Below are 16,272 nucleotides of genomic sequence, written 5' to 3'. Positions count from 1 at the left end.
TTTGAAGTAAATTCTGCACTTGAAATTTGACTGAGAAATGGGCGCGCGAACACCCGCTGCGGCGGCGATATCGCAAACACAGCGGGATATTGCGCGAATAGGGGGCAAGACCGAAAGATCATTTGCTCACCCTGACAATCAGCCAATCAGACAGCAATACGTTCTTCGGGTTCGTCGTTACGCTTGTCGATCAGCTGACGCTCCCACGCCAACGCATCCCCGACGATCAGATCGAGATCGGCTCGTCTTGGAACAAAGCCAAATTGATTCCGGACACGTTCATTTCCGGCCACCAGGATAGCCGGATCGCCAGCGCGGCGTGGTGCTGTGCGAACCGGGAAGTCAACTCCGGACACCCGCTTGACCGCATCGATGATCTCGAGCACCGAATATCCGTAACCATATCCGCAATTGGCGGCTGTACTCTTGCCGCCGGCTTCGAGGTAGTTCAGTGCACAAAGATGCGCCTGAGCAAGATCGCTGACATGGATGTAGTCTCGAATACAGGTTCCATCGGCTGTTGGATAATCAGTACCGTAGACCTCGATGTGCGAGCGCTCGCCCGTCGCCGCCTGGCTGGCGATCTTGATCAGATGAGTTGCGCGCGGAAACGACTGACCGGAACGCAATTGCGGATCGGCGCCGGCTACATTGAAATAACGGAGCGCAACATAGTTGAAGTCCGAATGGGCAATGGCGGCGTCGCGCAGCATCCACTCCGTCATCAGTTTGGATGTACCATAAGGCGAGATCGGCTGGTGAGGCATATCTTCCGTGATTGGCGTCCGTTCCGGTTCGCCGTAGACCGCTGCCGTCGAGGAGAAAATGAAATGCTTTATTCCTTCGGCAACGGCTGCCTCAATCAGTGCTCGCGATTGCACAGTGTTGTTTCGATAATAGAAGAGCGGATCGCGCACGGAATCCGGCACCACGATTGAGCCGGCAAAGTGCAGGATTGCTGTGATATTGTGCCTGCGGATCAAGTCGCGCACCAAGCCCTGATCACCAATGTCGCCCTGCACAAAAGGAACATCATCTGGCACCAGCCAAGCGAAACCGCAGCTCAGATCATCAAGGACGACAACGGATCTGCCGGCGTCTTTCAATGCGAGAACCATGTGGCTGCCTATATAACCTGCGCCACCTGTAACAAGAACGGTCATGGGGAAACTCCTGCAACGCTGTTTGGGGGATTGTTTGTAAGAAGACGGCCTTTGCCAATTAAAGAATTTTGCTTATTCCCTCCCGGTCGTGTTGTACTCCTCCCATGAAAATCTTAGCGTCGGTCAGACATCCGGTCTAAGCAACCCGGCGCACCGAATCCGAATCGCGCTGCCGGCCTTCAACCATTTTGTGATCGACTCCGTTTTCTGTAAGGAACCGGTGCATCTCTCCATAGGTCTCGGACCAAGCGCTATTGTATTTATCGAACAACGATTGATCCCAGTAATCTTCCAGCCTGAAGACCTTGTCGCCAAAAACATCGAAACTGGGAATCTGATAGGTCTCGGCAAACTCGGCAGTGCGGCTGTCGTAAGTGAAATAGATCGATGGTACCCCATTCGCCAGCGCCATCAGATTGCCGTGCAGCCGGTAGCCGAGAACCAAATCCTTGGATTTGACCAGGTTTTCATAATCAGCAACGACGTCGGAGTAGAAGAGACGTTCACGATAGAGTTTTTCGACCGTCTCGTCGAGGAACCAGTCCGAGGCCCACTGGTTTGCCTTCAGTGCTGCAATCGCTTCTTCCTTTTGCTGCTCTGTGCCAAAGACCAATTTCTTTTCTTCGACTTCGCCCTGAGCCATGAGAGTCGCGTCAAAGCGGCTCGCCATGCTCTTGATGAGGTCGCGTTGAGACGTGAGATAGCGCTCGATGTTCTGCGCGTAGGTCGGCGACACTTCCCGGCGAACTGTGACCCCCACTTTGCGTACGTCATCCAGTGCGGGGAGCGCTATTTTCATACTCGGGTCGTTGCGGCGGAAGGCAGTTGGACAGCCGATAATACGAACATTCTGAATGCCAATATCGTTGAGAACCTGGGCCGAATAGGCCCCGCGTACGCCAACAGAAACGGTAGAATCCGCCATGACGCGGAGCACGGCTTTGGTTGCATCCGATAGTTCGATCTGACCTTTTACTGGGGCCTGGGCTCCAATGCCGAAAGCGACGACCGGCAGACCAAGTCGCTTGAGAACTGGCACGGCATCGGTCCAGTCCATGTGTTGGTGCACATAGTTGGAGCCACGCAAGATCACATAATCATATTCCTCGCGCAGGCGATCGATATGCTCCATCTTCGGGTTCATGATGGGCAAATCCGACAGCTTGTCGTAATTCATCAATTTCAAGGACGAGTCGAAAACGAAAGCGTCCCCAATATTATGATAATGATCAATATTCCCCTGCACATTGCCGTATTGGTACCAGCGAACGCAGTCGTGGTCGTAAACCTCGCCAGATGGGATCATTACGAGTACACGTGCCATGAGGTCTTCCTTCTTTTGGCGGTAGAGGCTGACAAACGATCAGCTTGCTTGCGAAAGAACGACGTCGGTTCTCGCGGCGATGTTGAGTGGCTGGCGCCTGGCTTTGAGCACGTCGCTATACAGCGCGAGGTGCTCCTCAGCGCAGTCGATATAATTTGTTGGCTGGCGGATGTCGTTATGCAGCCGATCCCAGATAAGGGGATCGCTCAGGACTTCCGTAAAACGATCCGCGAGATCTTCGGCACTGCGTACGCGGAAATGTAGTCCGTCCTGGCCATCGCGGACCTTTTCCGCCATTCCGCCAATGTTGGAACAGATGATGGGCCGGCGATGGTGCAGTGCCTCCTGAATCACAATAGGCGAGTTCTCCCACCAAATCGAAGGCATCACCACCCAATCGACTGATTGCATCAGACGGGGCATTTCCGTGTTTTGATAAGCGCCGTAGAACCTTACGCGCGTACCGGCTTCCTCGATCAACTTCTCCATGCGTTCTTGAAATTCACGCGGTTGTTTTTCGAGATTCCCTCCGAAAATCATCAGGCGGGAATCCTCGCCCCATGTTTCCTCCGGTACTCGCGACACCGCGTCAATCAGGACATCGATTCCCTTGTAGGGCGTTATCTGCCCAAAATACGCGAAGCGATTGCGACGCGGCTTGGGCCCTGTAAGTTCGCGCGGGGGCGTCACGCTCTCAATGGCGATTCCATTCTCCATCACGCTAAGCTTGTTCGGATCGAGACCCCATTCTGCATATTTCCTCGCCAGGAACACACTTGGCGCAACGAAGGCGTCAGCAAGTTCGAGCATACCGCGGACAAACCGCTCCCGCTTAAGGAAGCGTGCCGGCGGGATATCAGGGAAGCACGCATGGCAATCGATTGGTGATGCCTCATTGCAGAGCTTTGCAGTGCCCGCTTTCACCATTTGACCGTCATTGTTGCAGATTGATAAATACTCATGGAACGTCACAAGGATAGCTGTGTCCGGTAGCGCTTCACGAATGGCGTAGAGCGTCTCAAGGCCAAGGCCAAGTACATGGTGGAAGTGGACAACATGCGGATTGAAATCCCCGACAAACCGCAACAGATCACGACGGATTTCATCCGTATTCTTGTTGGATAAATAGAAATGATCGTAATCATCCGCATGAAAGAGGATCTCATCGCTACTGCGTCGCAAACTCATTAGTGCCGTTGTGCCGTGGCGCGGAATTGGATGTCCCGCCCGAGCGAGGTACACGGATTGTACGCCAGGCAGCGTATTCAGCCCCTTGTGCAGATTGTATGATGCGATCTCACCGCCGCCGAGCGAAATGCTCGGATGGGCATGCGAAATCACCAGAACCCGAAGCTGTTCTGTCATGCCGGTACCTCCGGCGCTGGGCGCGCTTGTGTGAGAATGTTTGCCCACCTTGCATCGAACACCTGGCGGTCGATTCCTTCAATGAGGGCGATCGTCGATGCCTTGTCGGAAACTGAAATATCGTCGGAACCCAGCATTTGGGCTGAGGGCAGCCAATAGGACTTGAGGCCCGACTGCTTGAGCTTCAAGCCTAGATCGAGACCCTTTTCGTGCGTGCCAAGATATCCGCGCGTGAACCCGTTGACTGAGAACAACGCGTTCCTTGGCAGAACACAACATTCAAACGTCGCTGTTGCGACTTCCGTCGTTCCCATGCCCGTAACGGCATCGATGGGATAGCCGGCATAACGGCTGATCAAGGCGCGATCGGATTGCGCACCCGCGACCCACGTACCAGCCCACCGGATTGAGTCATCTTCATACGCAAGAGTAGGCGACAATACACAGTCCTTACGCGCATCGTAGGCAGCAAGCAATTTATGGAACCAACCTGCGCTCCGGGGCAGAAGCGACGCCGCAAGGAACACAACACAGTCTGTCGAAACGGCGCGAGCGCCCACCTCCAACGCGTCATAAAGATCTTCCGAACCACTTGCTGAAACTAGGCGCAAGCGCAGACCGTAGAAATCGGCCAGCCTGCGCACCTGTACACCTATGCGGTCGATTATCTCCGTTGACGCAGCAATGACGATCGGGGCAACGCGGGTTTCAGGATCAAGCGCGAGCAAGGCAAGGAGCGGAGCGATCTCTTCGACGCGCTCATCGACGCCGATTATGAGCGCGGGGCCGGTGGCTTCCTCAAACGCACCCAAATCCACAACGCCAAATATCTCAGGCGCTGGCCGGCTGACGCCACGCAACAGCGGCACAAGTTGCTGGTCGACAATGTGACGGAGTGCCCAAGCGTTTGGATCAATAGCGCGAATTTGTCGAACCACTGCATCACGCGACGTGATCCTGGTCGGCGTCAGCGGCATGAAGGCACGCCGTGCGTCGCTCAAGGTGAGTTCCAGATAAAACGGCGCGGTGCTGTCGCCTTCAAGCTCGGGAGCAAACGCCACAAAACCATGCGCATGCCGATTGGGATCGAGCCCTGCGTTGAATGGTGGCTGATTGTCAAATTCGCGGGTGACGTCCGGCCTATCCACGCGTGTCCAGTTACTGTCTAATTGTGTCTCCCCGCGATGGCGGCGGAGCTTCACGGTCTCCACATGGCTGTCAGGATCAAGCAGCCACCCGGAAACAAGAACGCCGCTTCCCTCTACACGGTAGGCATTGTCGATACCCATGCGCACGGGGAACGGCAGGCTCGAGACCGTTTCCGTCCCATCAAACCGGTTCGCCGCCGAACGCAGGCGCAGGAGCACTTCGGTCGAACTGCGCACCTTGGGCAAAATTGCCCTTACATGGCTGGGGGTTTCCCGTGAACCCACCATCAACCGCCGGTCGTAGACTTCAGTAAAGCGCCAGCCCCTTCGTCCGCGGAACAACAGACGCTCGATGTCGTTTGGCTCGACCCGTTCATTTGCGAGCAACAGGCCGGCAAAACCAGACGATTGCTCATTCAGATCGGGTCTTGCAAAGACGCTGATCGCGCATTCAGCAAGGGAAGGGGTCCGGCCGCTGATCAACAGCCGCGTGACTGAGGGCGTCAGATCCTGCGCCCAACCCTGGACGAAAATCTCACCTTCATCGCTTCCGCCAATCAGCTCGATGCAGCCATCGGACCGAGCACCCGCCTGCAACAGCACTGTGATTGCTGAGAGTTTTTTGCGGCCAATCGGTCCTGAAATCAGCCCTTCCACCAGACCATCGATAACGGACGGCAAATTGGACCCGGCAAGATCGGTGATCATCGCGATCAGATCGCCTGTCGAAGCGGCGCGACTGGCAAACGCGTAACGCATCGCCTTGGCCTTGTGCTGGAACATTATCGTCTTCAGCGAGCCTCGGCGCAGGATGTTGGTGGGGACGATCGCCACGAAGCCGTGCGTACCAGCGGGCGAGGGTTCCTTGAGGGGCCAAGTGACAAGCGTCACCTTTATACTCATGGCCGGATCGCCATTGAGGAACGCTGCGATCTGTTCGGATGTCATGCTTCCGATGCCCAGGGCGAGGACAAGGGTGTCGTCGACAGGACAGCCAACCACCATCTCGCCTTCCATCACCATTGGATGGCGTTCGGGCGGTTTACCGGTTCGCGTCACTGGCAGCACGTCTTTTTCGTCTCGAAGCATCTAGGTCGCTCCATGAACTCACGGAAGGAGCGATATTGAAACGAGCGCTCCGGCGGCAAAGCCAACCAGAACAAACAACAACAGGAACAATGGCTTGATATCGCCGCTGGACCGCTTCTGAAAAACCTCTATGCGCTTCTCCAACCCGGCCACAACGCCATCGAGGCGCATGAGATGAACATCAAGCTCAGTCAGACGCTGATTGACGTCTCCACGCAAGCCCTCGATCGAACCACTGATATCAACCAGATCAACGGCAGGCCCGTTGCCGGCTGCGTCGATGACGGGCGCAGGCCTTTGTAGCGACCGCTGGTTGACCTGCAGTTGCCGTTGAGCGGCCATCAACATATCAAGCTTGTCGAGAATCCGCGTCATGGGAGCGGCTATGAGTGCTTCGGCCGCCTGTTCGTCGGGCTTCGGAACGCGCAAGCTTTGCTCTACGCCTGCACCATTGATTGCAATGACGACCAGTTCACCGGCACGGATCGTAGCGAATTGCGGCAGCATGACATCAAATGCGTGCCCACCGTCGCCGATACCGCTACGTTTCAGATCAGGCCGCTCCTTGTCCGCTATTGCTTCCGCTATCGGCTTTCCATCCAGAAGCACGCGGATGGTCAGCCTCATGTTCGGAGCAGCGGGATCGAAGGCCCAACCGAAAAGCCGGCCGTCATCGATGGCATCGACGCGGCCTTTCATTGGCTCAGCCTTGTTGGACTTGGAATTGTCTTGCTCAGGGATGGCACTCGGCTTGGATGGCGCCTGTGCCGACACGTTTGTCACGATAGACATCATGTACCTCTCAGGCTGCTTCAACACGCAGCGGGCGTAGCGTCTCGATCAGATCGAGATATCGCTCCGCAGTCGTGTCGATGGTATCGGGGTGGCGGGCCCCAAGTGAAAGAATCTGACGCAATTCAGGATCCTCGGCGATACGCCGCATGGCAGCCGCCAGTGCCAGCGGATCATTTGGCGGAACAGTAAGCCCGTTGACGCCATTTTCGATCATCTCAGCCATGCCGCCAATGTTACTGGTTATCACCGGACAGTTTTGTCCCTGCGCCTCCTGGATGACCAAGGGTGCGTTTTCCCACCAGATCGAAGGCATGATCGCACAATCAACCGTTGCGATCAGTTCCGCAATGTCTTCCCGGCGGTACGCGCCACGCCGTTGCACATTGGGCGACGTCTCGGCGAAAAGACGATCAATATCGGCAATGAAACTCTCGCTCTGGAACGGAGCAGCGCCATGGACACGCAATTCGAAATCGGCGCCTTCCGAAATGAGCTGCTTCGCCGCTTCAAGCAAGACCTTCGTACCCTTCCAGGGGTTCAGGTTACCAAAATAACCAAAGACTGGTCGCTTGCGCGTTGGGCTCTCTGGTTTCTTCGCTAACGCCCGCGAGGGTTGTCCGTTAGGAATAACGTTGATCAACTGCTCCGGAAGGCCCCAATCAACATAGCGTTGCTTCAGGAATTCACTCGGCGAAACGAACCCATCCACCGTGCTCAACAAGGACTTCAGATGGCGTTCGCGCAGGACAAATTTGTCAAGCGCGATGTCCTTGAAACAAGCGTGGCATCGATCCGGGCTGGCACCGTGGCACAATTCCTTGTTTGCAGTGCGTACCATCAATCCATCGTGATGACAGATGGGGTAATAGTCGTGCAAAGTCATGACAATCCTGCATTCGGGCAGGGTGCGGCGCACGATATGGGGAAACTCGGCGCCCAAAAGCAGCAAATGGTGCAGATGGACAATATCTGGCCGGAAATCGCGTAACAATTCGACAATGTCCGGTACGATCCCGTAAAGGTCGACCTGACTCATGAAGAAGCGGTCGAAATGACCAGACCAAAGCAAAATTTCATCGCCATTTGTGCCGATGCTCTGAAAACTCGTTCCTGGCCGCGCCTCGCGATGGATATGATTGGTGGCGCCGAGAAAAAGAGCTTCGCATCCCTTCCGCTGGTAGGCACGAAACAGATCATGGGCAAAAATCTCTGTGCCGCCAGGGTGCAGGGCAGGGTGGTTGTGAGCGGCAACGAGTACACGGGTGGCCATCACGTGTCCCCCTTGCACTCGGCGATGAAAAGATCCTGATAGTGGTCAGATGCAACGCCGCGCCAGTGTCCAAGTGATTTGGTCGTGATCGACAATCCGGCGCGTGTCAGGGAGTTGTCCAGGAACCCGTCATCAAATCCTACGGCCGCCAGTGGAGGTAATTCCGGAACGAACCAGCATGGACCCTCGTCGTAGCGCTGAAACCCGAGGCGGGCATCACGCTTGTTGAAAGCATTCTCCTGTGCCGTTTTATCAACGACAAATGCCGTCATGAACAAGCGCCCGCCCGGCGCAAGAACACGCTCCACCTCTTGCAGGTAAGCATTGACTTCTTCATCCGGCAGATGAGTGACAACCGACGTCATGATGATGAAATCGAACTGCCTACTCTCAAATGGCAACTTGAGCTCAAGACCGTTGACGGCACCCTTCGGATTGTAAAGGGAGTGGGCAATATCCAGATGACGAAACTCAAAGTTGGGATATGCAGGGCTGATCTTCTGCTGGCACCAGTTGATACCACCGGTCACCGGATCAATGCCGCGATAACTGCCCTTTGCCGGGTCCAGATATTGGGTCAGTGGGACGGCCATTCTCCCGATGCCACAGCCGATATCAAGAACGCGGCTCTCCGGCTGTACACCGCCCTTGCGAATGAAATGGCCAAGAAACTCTGCGCCGACTGCCTGAAAATTGCCGTCACCTACAAAAATGCTGTCCGGATCGGGCCGGGGCAAGAACCGATTGCGCTGTACCGCCTCCATCAACCATTCGACATGGTCATTATTGAAGGTCGGGGTAAATTCAGGTTCAGCTTTCTTGAGTGCAACGATTTCAGTCAAGCGGCGCTCCTTTCAGATTTTCCAACGACAAAGGGAGCGATGGTGTCGTCCACCACTTCGTCGAGATAGGTCGTCATTAATTCGGTAATGTCGTCGTTCCAGCGCTTCGTATGAAGCCACGAATTGTACTGGCTCGCCAATCCTCGCATGTAGTCGGCGCTACGGCGGATCGACCGCCGTTCAAAGTGATAGAGTGATACACTCGGTTCATAGGCAATCTGGAATCCAATCTGGCGGATTTTGAGGCACAGATCGCTATCTTCGTAGTCTCCGATGACATAATCATCGGTAAAGCCGCCAACGAGATCATAGATATCCTTGCGCGTGACGAGGCAGGCGCCTGTCACTCCGGGGACACTGCGTGTGATCTGAGCCGGCGAATAATCGCCTGGCATTCCCTTGTAGAAATGATGATTGAGCCAGACACCACGCTGGTCCCGGGCGAAATACAGCCCGGCATGCTGCAGCGAGCCATCTTCAAACAGAAGCTTCGGGCCGATTGCGCCCAGCTTTTTCTGTTCGAGCAGGGGCCGAATCAAATCGCCCAACCATCCGGCCCTGCATGGCACCACATCAGAATTCAGCATGACCAGGACGGTGCCGCTGGCGAGACTAGCACCAGCGTTGCAAGCGCGAGCGTAGCCGCTATTACGGTTCATGGTTGCCAGTTTCATGGGAAGATCATGAAGGATATGCAGGCCGCCAAGCAGATGTTCCGTATCATCCTGAATTTCAGGAGAATCGAGTACGAAAATGATCTCGGCATTTTCCACGAGCCATGGATCCGTAGCCATTGCGGAAAGCTGAAAACGCAGAAAATCGAGATTGCGGTAAAGCGGAATCACGATCGAGACCAAGGGGGAATTTGGCATTGCACCATATTCCTTGACGTCCGCAATCCTGACCGTTTGACCGAGTTTATGCTCCACTTCCCTTAAGGCTGGCGCCAGTATGCTCTCGAAAACCTGATGCCGTGCATGTTGCGGGGGCACAGCCCGCAGAATGCGATTACGCTGCGCGGCCGGCTCAAACGGCTGCAATTGCGGCACAAGCATTGTCGTCGCGCCAGATGCCAGCCGCATCTGGAAACGTGGCTGCAGCAGTGGCCCAAGGTTCTTGCTCTGCGGAAGCCAAGCGGCAAAGCCAGTCACATCGGCGCCAAGCCCATCCTCACGTTCCCCGGTTTTGCCGGGAAACTTGTAGAAGTTTGGCTGCAGCGGCAAAGCACTTCCGTTTTCGGAAAGGTATTCAATTCGTGACAGCATCGCCGACGGATCATGAGTCCAGCCGCCCACGAGGAGACCTCCGTCAAGCGCCAGCGCCAGATCAATTTCCGCGGCAGGATGCGCGGAAGACTTCGCAATTTGACGGGCTGTAAGAGGCGCACGCATCTGCATGTCGATGGCTGTCGCAATACCGGCGCCCGGCACCTGCGCCAACTGCCGCACAAGAAACTCACGCAGTTCCGCGTCGCCTTGACGCTTTCCCCACCATTTCTGGAATTCGACAGGCTGTCCACCATTGTCGGATAGTTGTCGTACCGCGATACCATTCTTGCCGGAGAGGACAAGGTGGAATGATGGGGGTAGCGGGCGTACCGACTCCACAAGCAAATGGCATGATTGCCAGGCTTTCTTGGGTTGGTTACCCATTACAAATTTAGTCGGCAGCACCGTTACGGAATTGGCCGTAATTGCGTAGATCGCGGTGACATCGCCGAGCTCTGCATCGATCGCCGTTTCAAGGAGGTGCTGCCCATCGATCGGCTGGCCACAAAAGCGGACCGGGCGCGGCTCGGGCGTAAGCGCCAATGTGATCTCGCGCGCGACACTGGCGAAAATCTGGTTCTGCGACAGGCGAAACGTGCTGCGCCATGTACTCAGAATATTGTTAAGCAGCTTGATGTGTCCCGCCGCTGTCAGATTGATGACGGCGCTGTCAACATCGAAGGAAGCCAGCTCAACCGCCGGGTAAAGCGTAACCTGCTCGGTAGGGCCGAGCGCCCCGGCTGAAAGAGTGAGATGGATCGGCTTGTCCTTGGTACGCATGACCCAAAGAACCCGCTGACCGCCAGTTTCCAGAGGAATACTCAGACTGACGAGCGGAACCGGCAATTCTTGCGTTACCAGCGTGCATTTTGTCGAGGATCGAGTTGCGCCAGGAAGATCCCAAATCACAACGGCCACATCCGCACAGAGACGCGAGATCGAAATGCTCTCTGTGTCGCCTGCAACATCCGTCGAATGGTCGAGGCTCAATACGTTACCCTTTCATTCACATCGGAAAGAAAAGCGTGCCCGGCCAGAGGCAGGGCACGCCATATTCGCTATCAATGAACGACGAAGTAGTCGCTCGGGTTACTGGTGACCTCGTCGGCGCTTACGCCCACGAGTGTGACGGAATCGCCATGTCCGAGATCGACAACAACATTGTCGCCAACCTGCGTGACACGTGATGCCAGGTCGTCAGCAGATTGAATGTCCTGACCGTTGATACCGCTGGAGATCTGGAGGATGTCTTCACCAGGGGTAAAATCAAGCACGACGTCGTTGCCGCCGCCGCCATTGAACAGGAATACGTCATTGCCGGCACCGCCAACGAGCACGTCGTCGCCTGCGCCGCCTGAAAGGAGGTCATTGCCGGCACCACCGAGAAGCACGTCGCTTCCAGCGTCACCGAACAAGGTGTCAGATCCAGCACCGCCCTGGAGAACATCTTCTCCCTGGCCACCGAACAAGACATCACTTCCGTCACCACCGCTCAGCACATCTGAGCCGTGTTCCCCGAAGAGAATGTCGGAACCGTTACCGCCGAACAGGGCATCATCGCCCTTGTCGCCGAACAACAGGTCGTTACCGTCATCCCCAAATATCGAGTCATCGCCTTTCCCACCAAAGACAACATCATCACCGCCATTGGCGCGGATGAAATCGTCAAAACGCGAGCCAAACAAAACGTCGTCGTAGGCGCCGCCTTCTAAAGTGGCCATCTGCTTCTCCTTCTGTCCTGCATATATGAGTTTACAAGTTGCCGGAAATGCTCCGACGATCGATGCTCTGACGATTGTGCGTTGCAACAAATCGAAATGCAACCCAAACTAAGAATATAAATGTGGCATTCCATAGTAACAATTTATTACAACAATGTATTACAGCAATTAAATGTTCGTGATATAATTGATGATTAAAATAACAATAATTCATTTATATAGATTGATTATAAGTAATTTAGTTCAAAATTTGAAATACCACCGTATAATGCCCAGTTTGTTCGATTTTTCCTCCTAATCTTCTCTAAACGCACGATTGAAGCTGTCCGAAATCGGGGACATGATGTACTCGATCGCTTTCCGCGCCTTGTGGACGATCAACACTTCCGCCGGCATGCCGGGATAAAGTTTTACCGTAGGATTGGAGGCAAGCGCCTTGGGCTCGATTTCCGCACGCGCGACGAAATAGGCCGTATCGTTCTTTTCATCGAGCACTTGATCCGCTGCGATATAGATGACCTTGCCATCGAGCGGTGTTAGCGACCGCTGATTATAGGCCGTGAGCCTAACTTGTGCCGGAGATCCAACCATCACACTGTCAACGTCGCGCGGACTGATCTTCATCTCCACGACCATCGGCTCGTTCTCGGGGACGATATCGAGGATAGGTTCACCGGCCGCCACGACACCGCCAGGTGTGCGCAAGCGAATATTGGCGACGATACCGGCCTGCGGTGATCGTATCTCAACTCGTCTCATCACATCCTTGGCGGCCACGATCCGCTCCTCCGTGTCCGCCAATTCGACCTGGGCTGTCGTAATTTCTCCTGCAATCTCCGACTGTTGATCGCTTTCAATACCTGTAAGAGCGAACTCGGCCCCGGCTTTTGCCTGTTCAGCTTTCGCCTTGTCGCCGGCATACTCACCGCGATCGCCAGCGAGTTCACTGAGCCTTGTATCAAGCTCGGTCAGCTTCGACTTTTGCGCAAAGCCCTTTTTGACAAGACTTGCGATCGCGTCGCGCTGCTCGGTCACCAGCTCAGTCTGGCGATCAGTTGCCGCAATCTGGGCCTCTGACGCTTTTGCCTGCTCCGTGTATTGTTCAATAGTCTTTTGCTGGATATCAATCTTGCTAAGCTTCTGGGTGTAGCGCTTCTGAAAGAATATCTGCTCCGCTTTTATTGCTCCTTCAGCGGAAATATTTCCCAGCTCACCAAAATCATCTGGGAATTTGATTTCCTTGTCACCGGCCTGTTCCGTGCGCAGGCGCGCCAATTTGGCGATCAGGCCAATCCGGCGGCTCTGCAGGGATTGCAGCTCCGATCTTGCCCGTGTGTCATCCAGCCGAACAACTGGTTGACCCGCTTTCACTTCGTCCCCCTCCTGCACCAGCAGGCGATCGAGGATGCCGCCTTCAAAATGGCTCACGGTCTTGGGCTTCGAATCGACGATCACAGTACCCAGTGCAACAGCAGCACTTCCAAGCTCCGCGGAATATGCCCAGCCGAAAAATCCGCCAAATGCCACCCCAATTGTCGTTATGCCGGCAATTATCAGTCGCCGTAGCGGAGAACGCTGATCCTCCCGCTCAAGATCAGTGACCCATTCGGGACGGACCGTTCCAAACTTGGTCGGCAGGTGTTCACCCATCGATGTTGCGCGTGGCGTCAAAAGTTGCGTGACGCGTTTTGGCAAATTGGTTTTGCCGGTCATGATCCTGCTGCTCCCATTTTCGGGCCAGTTGGGGTGATGGACGCGACCACGTCGGTTCGCGGACCAAACTGGGTAATACGGCCATTCTCGAGGACAAGCAGCTTGTCAGCCACCTGCATGATTGTCGGACGGTGGGCAATCATAATAACAATTGCCCCATCATCCCGGGCCTGTTCGATGGCACGCATCAACGCGCGCTCGCCGACTGCATCGAGGTTGGCGTTAGGTTCGTCGAGAACGATGAGGCGCGGGCGATTGTAAAGGCAACGCGCAAGACCGATGCGCTGGCGCTGGCCACCGGAAAGGGTCAACTTCCCATCACCCACCGGTGTGTCGTACCCCAGAGGCAAGCGCCCAATCATTTCATGAACGTCGGCAAGTCGTGCCGCCTCAAGAACGCGGTGGGGGTCACTGTCTCCCATGCGGGCGATGTTATCCTTGATGGTGCCTTCGAGAAGCGCGACCGATTGCGGTAAATAGCCAGCAATCTCACCGAAGGAACCTCGTTCCCAGAGGTAAACATTGTTCCCATCAAGGAAAACGCCGCCGGACGTTGGTTTGACGATGCCGATCATCAATCGCGCCAATGTCGATTTGCCGGCAGCGGAAGGGCCAACAACTCCGAGCACTTCACCGGGTGACAAGGCGAATGAGATGCCCTTGATGATCGGCATTTCGACGCCCGGAGCAGCATAAACCAGCCGGTCGACAATCAAATCGCCATGTGGCCTGGGGGTCGGCATCGTTTGCCGAACAGCGAGGTTTTGCGCGAGGAGCGCCTGAATTCGCTGCCAATTGCCAATCGCCAGTACCCATTGACGCCAGGTTTCGACGATGTGGTCAAAGGGCATCAACAATCGGCCAATGATGATACTTGTCGCGATCATCGCGCCCGGTGTGATTTCCTGCTCCATGGCCAGAAGGGTTCCGGCGCCAAGCGATGCGACCTGAACCATAAACCGCAGTGTGCGGGCAATGGCTGTCATGGCGCGACTTCTGCTGCCGCCAAGGTCGAGCAGGTCAAGCGCATTCAATTGCAACCCGCGCCAGCGCCTGGCCAAGGCCGGCAGCATGCCCATGGCCTCGATTGCTTCGGCATGGCGAAATGTGGAACCGATTTTCGATATGGCCTCGATGTTCGCCTGATTGGCATCCTTGAGCAGGCTGCGAGTCATAAGGTCGGTAATCACGCCACAGCACACGAGTACAATCACAGCGATAACACCGATAATTCCAAGGACCGGGTGCATCAGGAATAGCACCGTAAGGAAAATTGGTGACCATGCAGCATCAAGCGGCGCGCTTACCGCCGAGGACGTCAGGAAGGTCCGCAATTCGGACAGGTCGCGCAACGATTGCGTCGCCTTTGGAAGGCCTTGGTCGACCGATGCCTGGACTGCAGCGGTCAGCACGGGAAGGTTAAGCCGGCGAACAAGCGCACTGCCCATCGCCTGAAACGACAAGGCGCGAATGAACTCGAGAACGCCAAAAACGACGAGAGCGCCGACAGCCAGCATCGTCAACATGAGCAGCGTGTCGGTGCTACGGCTATTCAACACCCTGTCATGGACCTGCAACATATACAGGGGTACGGTGAGTTGCAGGAGGCTGATGCACGCACTCAGCAATACGGCATAGAGTAGGCCTGCCAAAAACACCCGGCGGGCCCGGAAAATCAGCGTTTCAGGCGTCGGTACGGTAGACGTCATCGATTTTTTTCCAACATTGCTCTTGCCATTTGCATTGATTTGACGAGTATCAGTCATGTGTTATCTGCCTTGGAAATGACACAGCTGCCGGTTAGCCATACGACCATGGTCTAGGGCCACAGACTAGTAAAGTAATACCGTGTAGAATGTGACAGAAAAAAGTTCATTCGGTGGGGAAAAAGATGAAGGAGGAACGAAAATATATTCGTAACTTACTTCAAATTTTGAAGTAAAATTGACCATGGAGACCAAGATGATACAAAAACTTCTACGCGAAGGAGTGGAAGTCGAAACATCTATTGACGGCTATGAAGCCGCCGATTTCCCTGAAATTACCGCAGAAAAACAGGGACATAGACACCCAGTTCATACGGTTGTGGTAACGCACTTCGAGCTGGCGAGAATGATAGAGCGGGTGAATCGCCGCTTCGCCAGTTTGTTGAGAACAGAGATGACGAAGCTTGGGATTGAGGACGTTGGTCCAGCCCAGGCGATGGTTTTGATGGCCATCGGTGACGTTGAACTTTCAGTCGGGGAACTGCTGGACCGGGGTCATTATGTCGGTTCAAATATTTCCTATTATCTGAAACAGCTTGCCGATGGGGGATACATTGACAGGGTGGCATCCCAGCGTGACAAACGGTCTGCCCGAATCCGGCTGACAGAGAAAGGGGAGCAGCTTTGTGCTAATTTGCGCAACGCAGGCGGAGCGTACAACCGCGTACTCGCCAGGGATGCCGATGACCTCCGGAATCTCGAAATCGCTTTCCAGACCTTGCACAGACTCGAACTGGTTTGGGGCAATGCCGCTCGCTACGGCATCTGATCCCGACGTGACGTGTGTTGTTTTAGTGTTTGAAAAGGA

At 55.1% G+C, this 16,272-nt stretch carries 12 protein-coding genes; 1 reads left to right on the top strand and 11 read right to left on the bottom strand.

Translation table 11 applies throughout. From position 1 onward, the window contains the following. Positions 1-146: 146 nt before the first annotated feature. The 11 genes from galE to CU102_RS10685 form a co-directional block, all read right to left on the bottom strand. Entirely contained in the window at positions 147-1,163 is a 1,017-nt protein-coding gene (galE, locus tag CU102_RS10735; RefSeq protein ID WP_106711097.1) for a UDP-glucose 4-epimerase GalE, read from the bottom strand. 136 nt (positions 1,164-1,299) lie between these two features. Beyond that, positions 1,300-2,487: a polysaccharide pyruvyl transferase family protein gene (locus CU102_RS10730; RefSeq protein ID WP_106711096.1), complete on the bottom strand. Its 1,188-nt coding sequence runs from the start codon at positions 2,485-2,487 to the stop codon at positions 1,300-1,302. A 39-nt stretch (positions 2,488-2,526) separates the two neighbouring features. Next, complete coding sequence (locus tag CU102_RS10725) at positions 2,527-3,852, bottom strand: glycosyltransferase family 4 protein (protein WP_106711095.1); 1,326 nt, start codon at positions 3,850-3,852, stop codon at positions 2,527-2,529. Beyond that, positions 3,849-6,089 (bottom strand): hypothetical protein, encoded by a 2,241-nt coding sequence (locus tag CU102_RS10720; RefSeq protein WP_106711094.1) that lies wholly within the window; start codon positions 6,087-6,089, stop codon positions 3,849-3,851. Before CU102_RS10720 ends, CU102_RS10725 begins: the two co-directional genes overlap by 4 nt. A gap of 18 nt (positions 6,090-6,107) precedes the next feature. Next, positions 6,108-6,881 carry a hypothetical protein gene (locus tag CU102_RS10715; RefSeq protein WP_106711303.1) on the bottom strand — a complete coding sequence of 258 codons (774 nt, stop codon included), beginning with the start codon at positions 6,879-6,881 and terminating at the stop codon, positions 6,108-6,110. Between the two features lie 10 nt (positions 6,882-6,891). After that, the gene (locus CU102_RS10710; protein ID WP_106711093.1) at positions 6,892-8,154 is read right to left on the bottom strand and encodes a glycosyltransferase family 4 protein; all 1,263 of its coding nucleotides are present in this window, start codon (positions 8,152-8,154) and stop codon (positions 6,892-6,894) included. Next, entirely contained in the window at positions 8,154-8,996 is an 843-nt protein-coding gene (locus CU102_RS10705) for a class I SAM-dependent methyltransferase (protein ID WP_245425294.1), read from the bottom strand. Before CU102_RS10705 ends, CU102_RS10710 begins: the two co-directional genes overlap by 1 nt. Next, positions 8,993-11,254 carry a glycosyltransferase family 2 protein gene (locus CU102_RS10700; protein ID WP_106711092.1) on the bottom strand — a complete coding sequence of 754 codons (2,262 nt, stop codon included), beginning with the start codon at positions 11,252-11,254 and terminating at the stop codon, positions 8,993-8,995. Before CU102_RS10700 ends, CU102_RS10705 begins: the two co-directional genes overlap by 4 nt. A gap of 71 nt (positions 11,255-11,325) precedes the next feature. Continuing rightward, positions 11,326-11,985, bottom strand: a complete 660-nt coding sequence (locus tag CU102_RS10695) for a calcium-binding protein (protein ID WP_106711301.1) — start codon at positions 11,983-11,985, stop codon at positions 11,326-11,328. Positions 11,986-12,279: 294 nt separating this feature from the next. Further along, entirely contained in the window at positions 12,280-13,698 is a 1,419-nt protein-coding gene (locus tag CU102_RS10690) for an HlyD family type I secretion periplasmic adaptor subunit (protein WP_106711091.1), read from the bottom strand. Beyond that, positions 13,695-15,407, bottom strand: coding sequence for a type I secretion system permease/ATPase (locus CU102_RS10685; RefSeq protein ID WP_245425293.1), 1,713 nt, complete (start codon positions 15,405-15,407; stop codon positions 13,695-13,697). The genes CU102_RS10690 and CU102_RS10685 overlap by 4 nt, the downstream gene beginning before the upstream one ends. A 256-nt stretch (positions 15,408-15,663) precedes the next feature. Between CU102_RS10685 and CU102_RS10680 the strand changes: the two genes are divergently transcribed. Beyond that, positions 15,664-16,233 (top strand): MarR family transcriptional regulator, encoded by a 570-nt coding sequence (locus CU102_RS10680; protein WP_106711300.1) that lies wholly within the window; start codon positions 15,664-15,666, stop codon positions 16,231-16,233. The last annotated feature ends 39 nt before the right edge of the window (positions 16,234-16,272 follow it).

This window comes from Phyllobacterium brassicacearum (assembly GCF_003010955.1).
GTDB classification, from domain to species: Bacteria; Pseudomonadota; Alphaproteobacteria; order Rhizobiales; family Rhizobiaceae; genus Phyllobacterium; species Phyllobacterium brassicacearum.
Note: the sequence above shows the minus strand (reverse complement) of the source record. Positions and strands in the feature narration are given on the sequence as shown.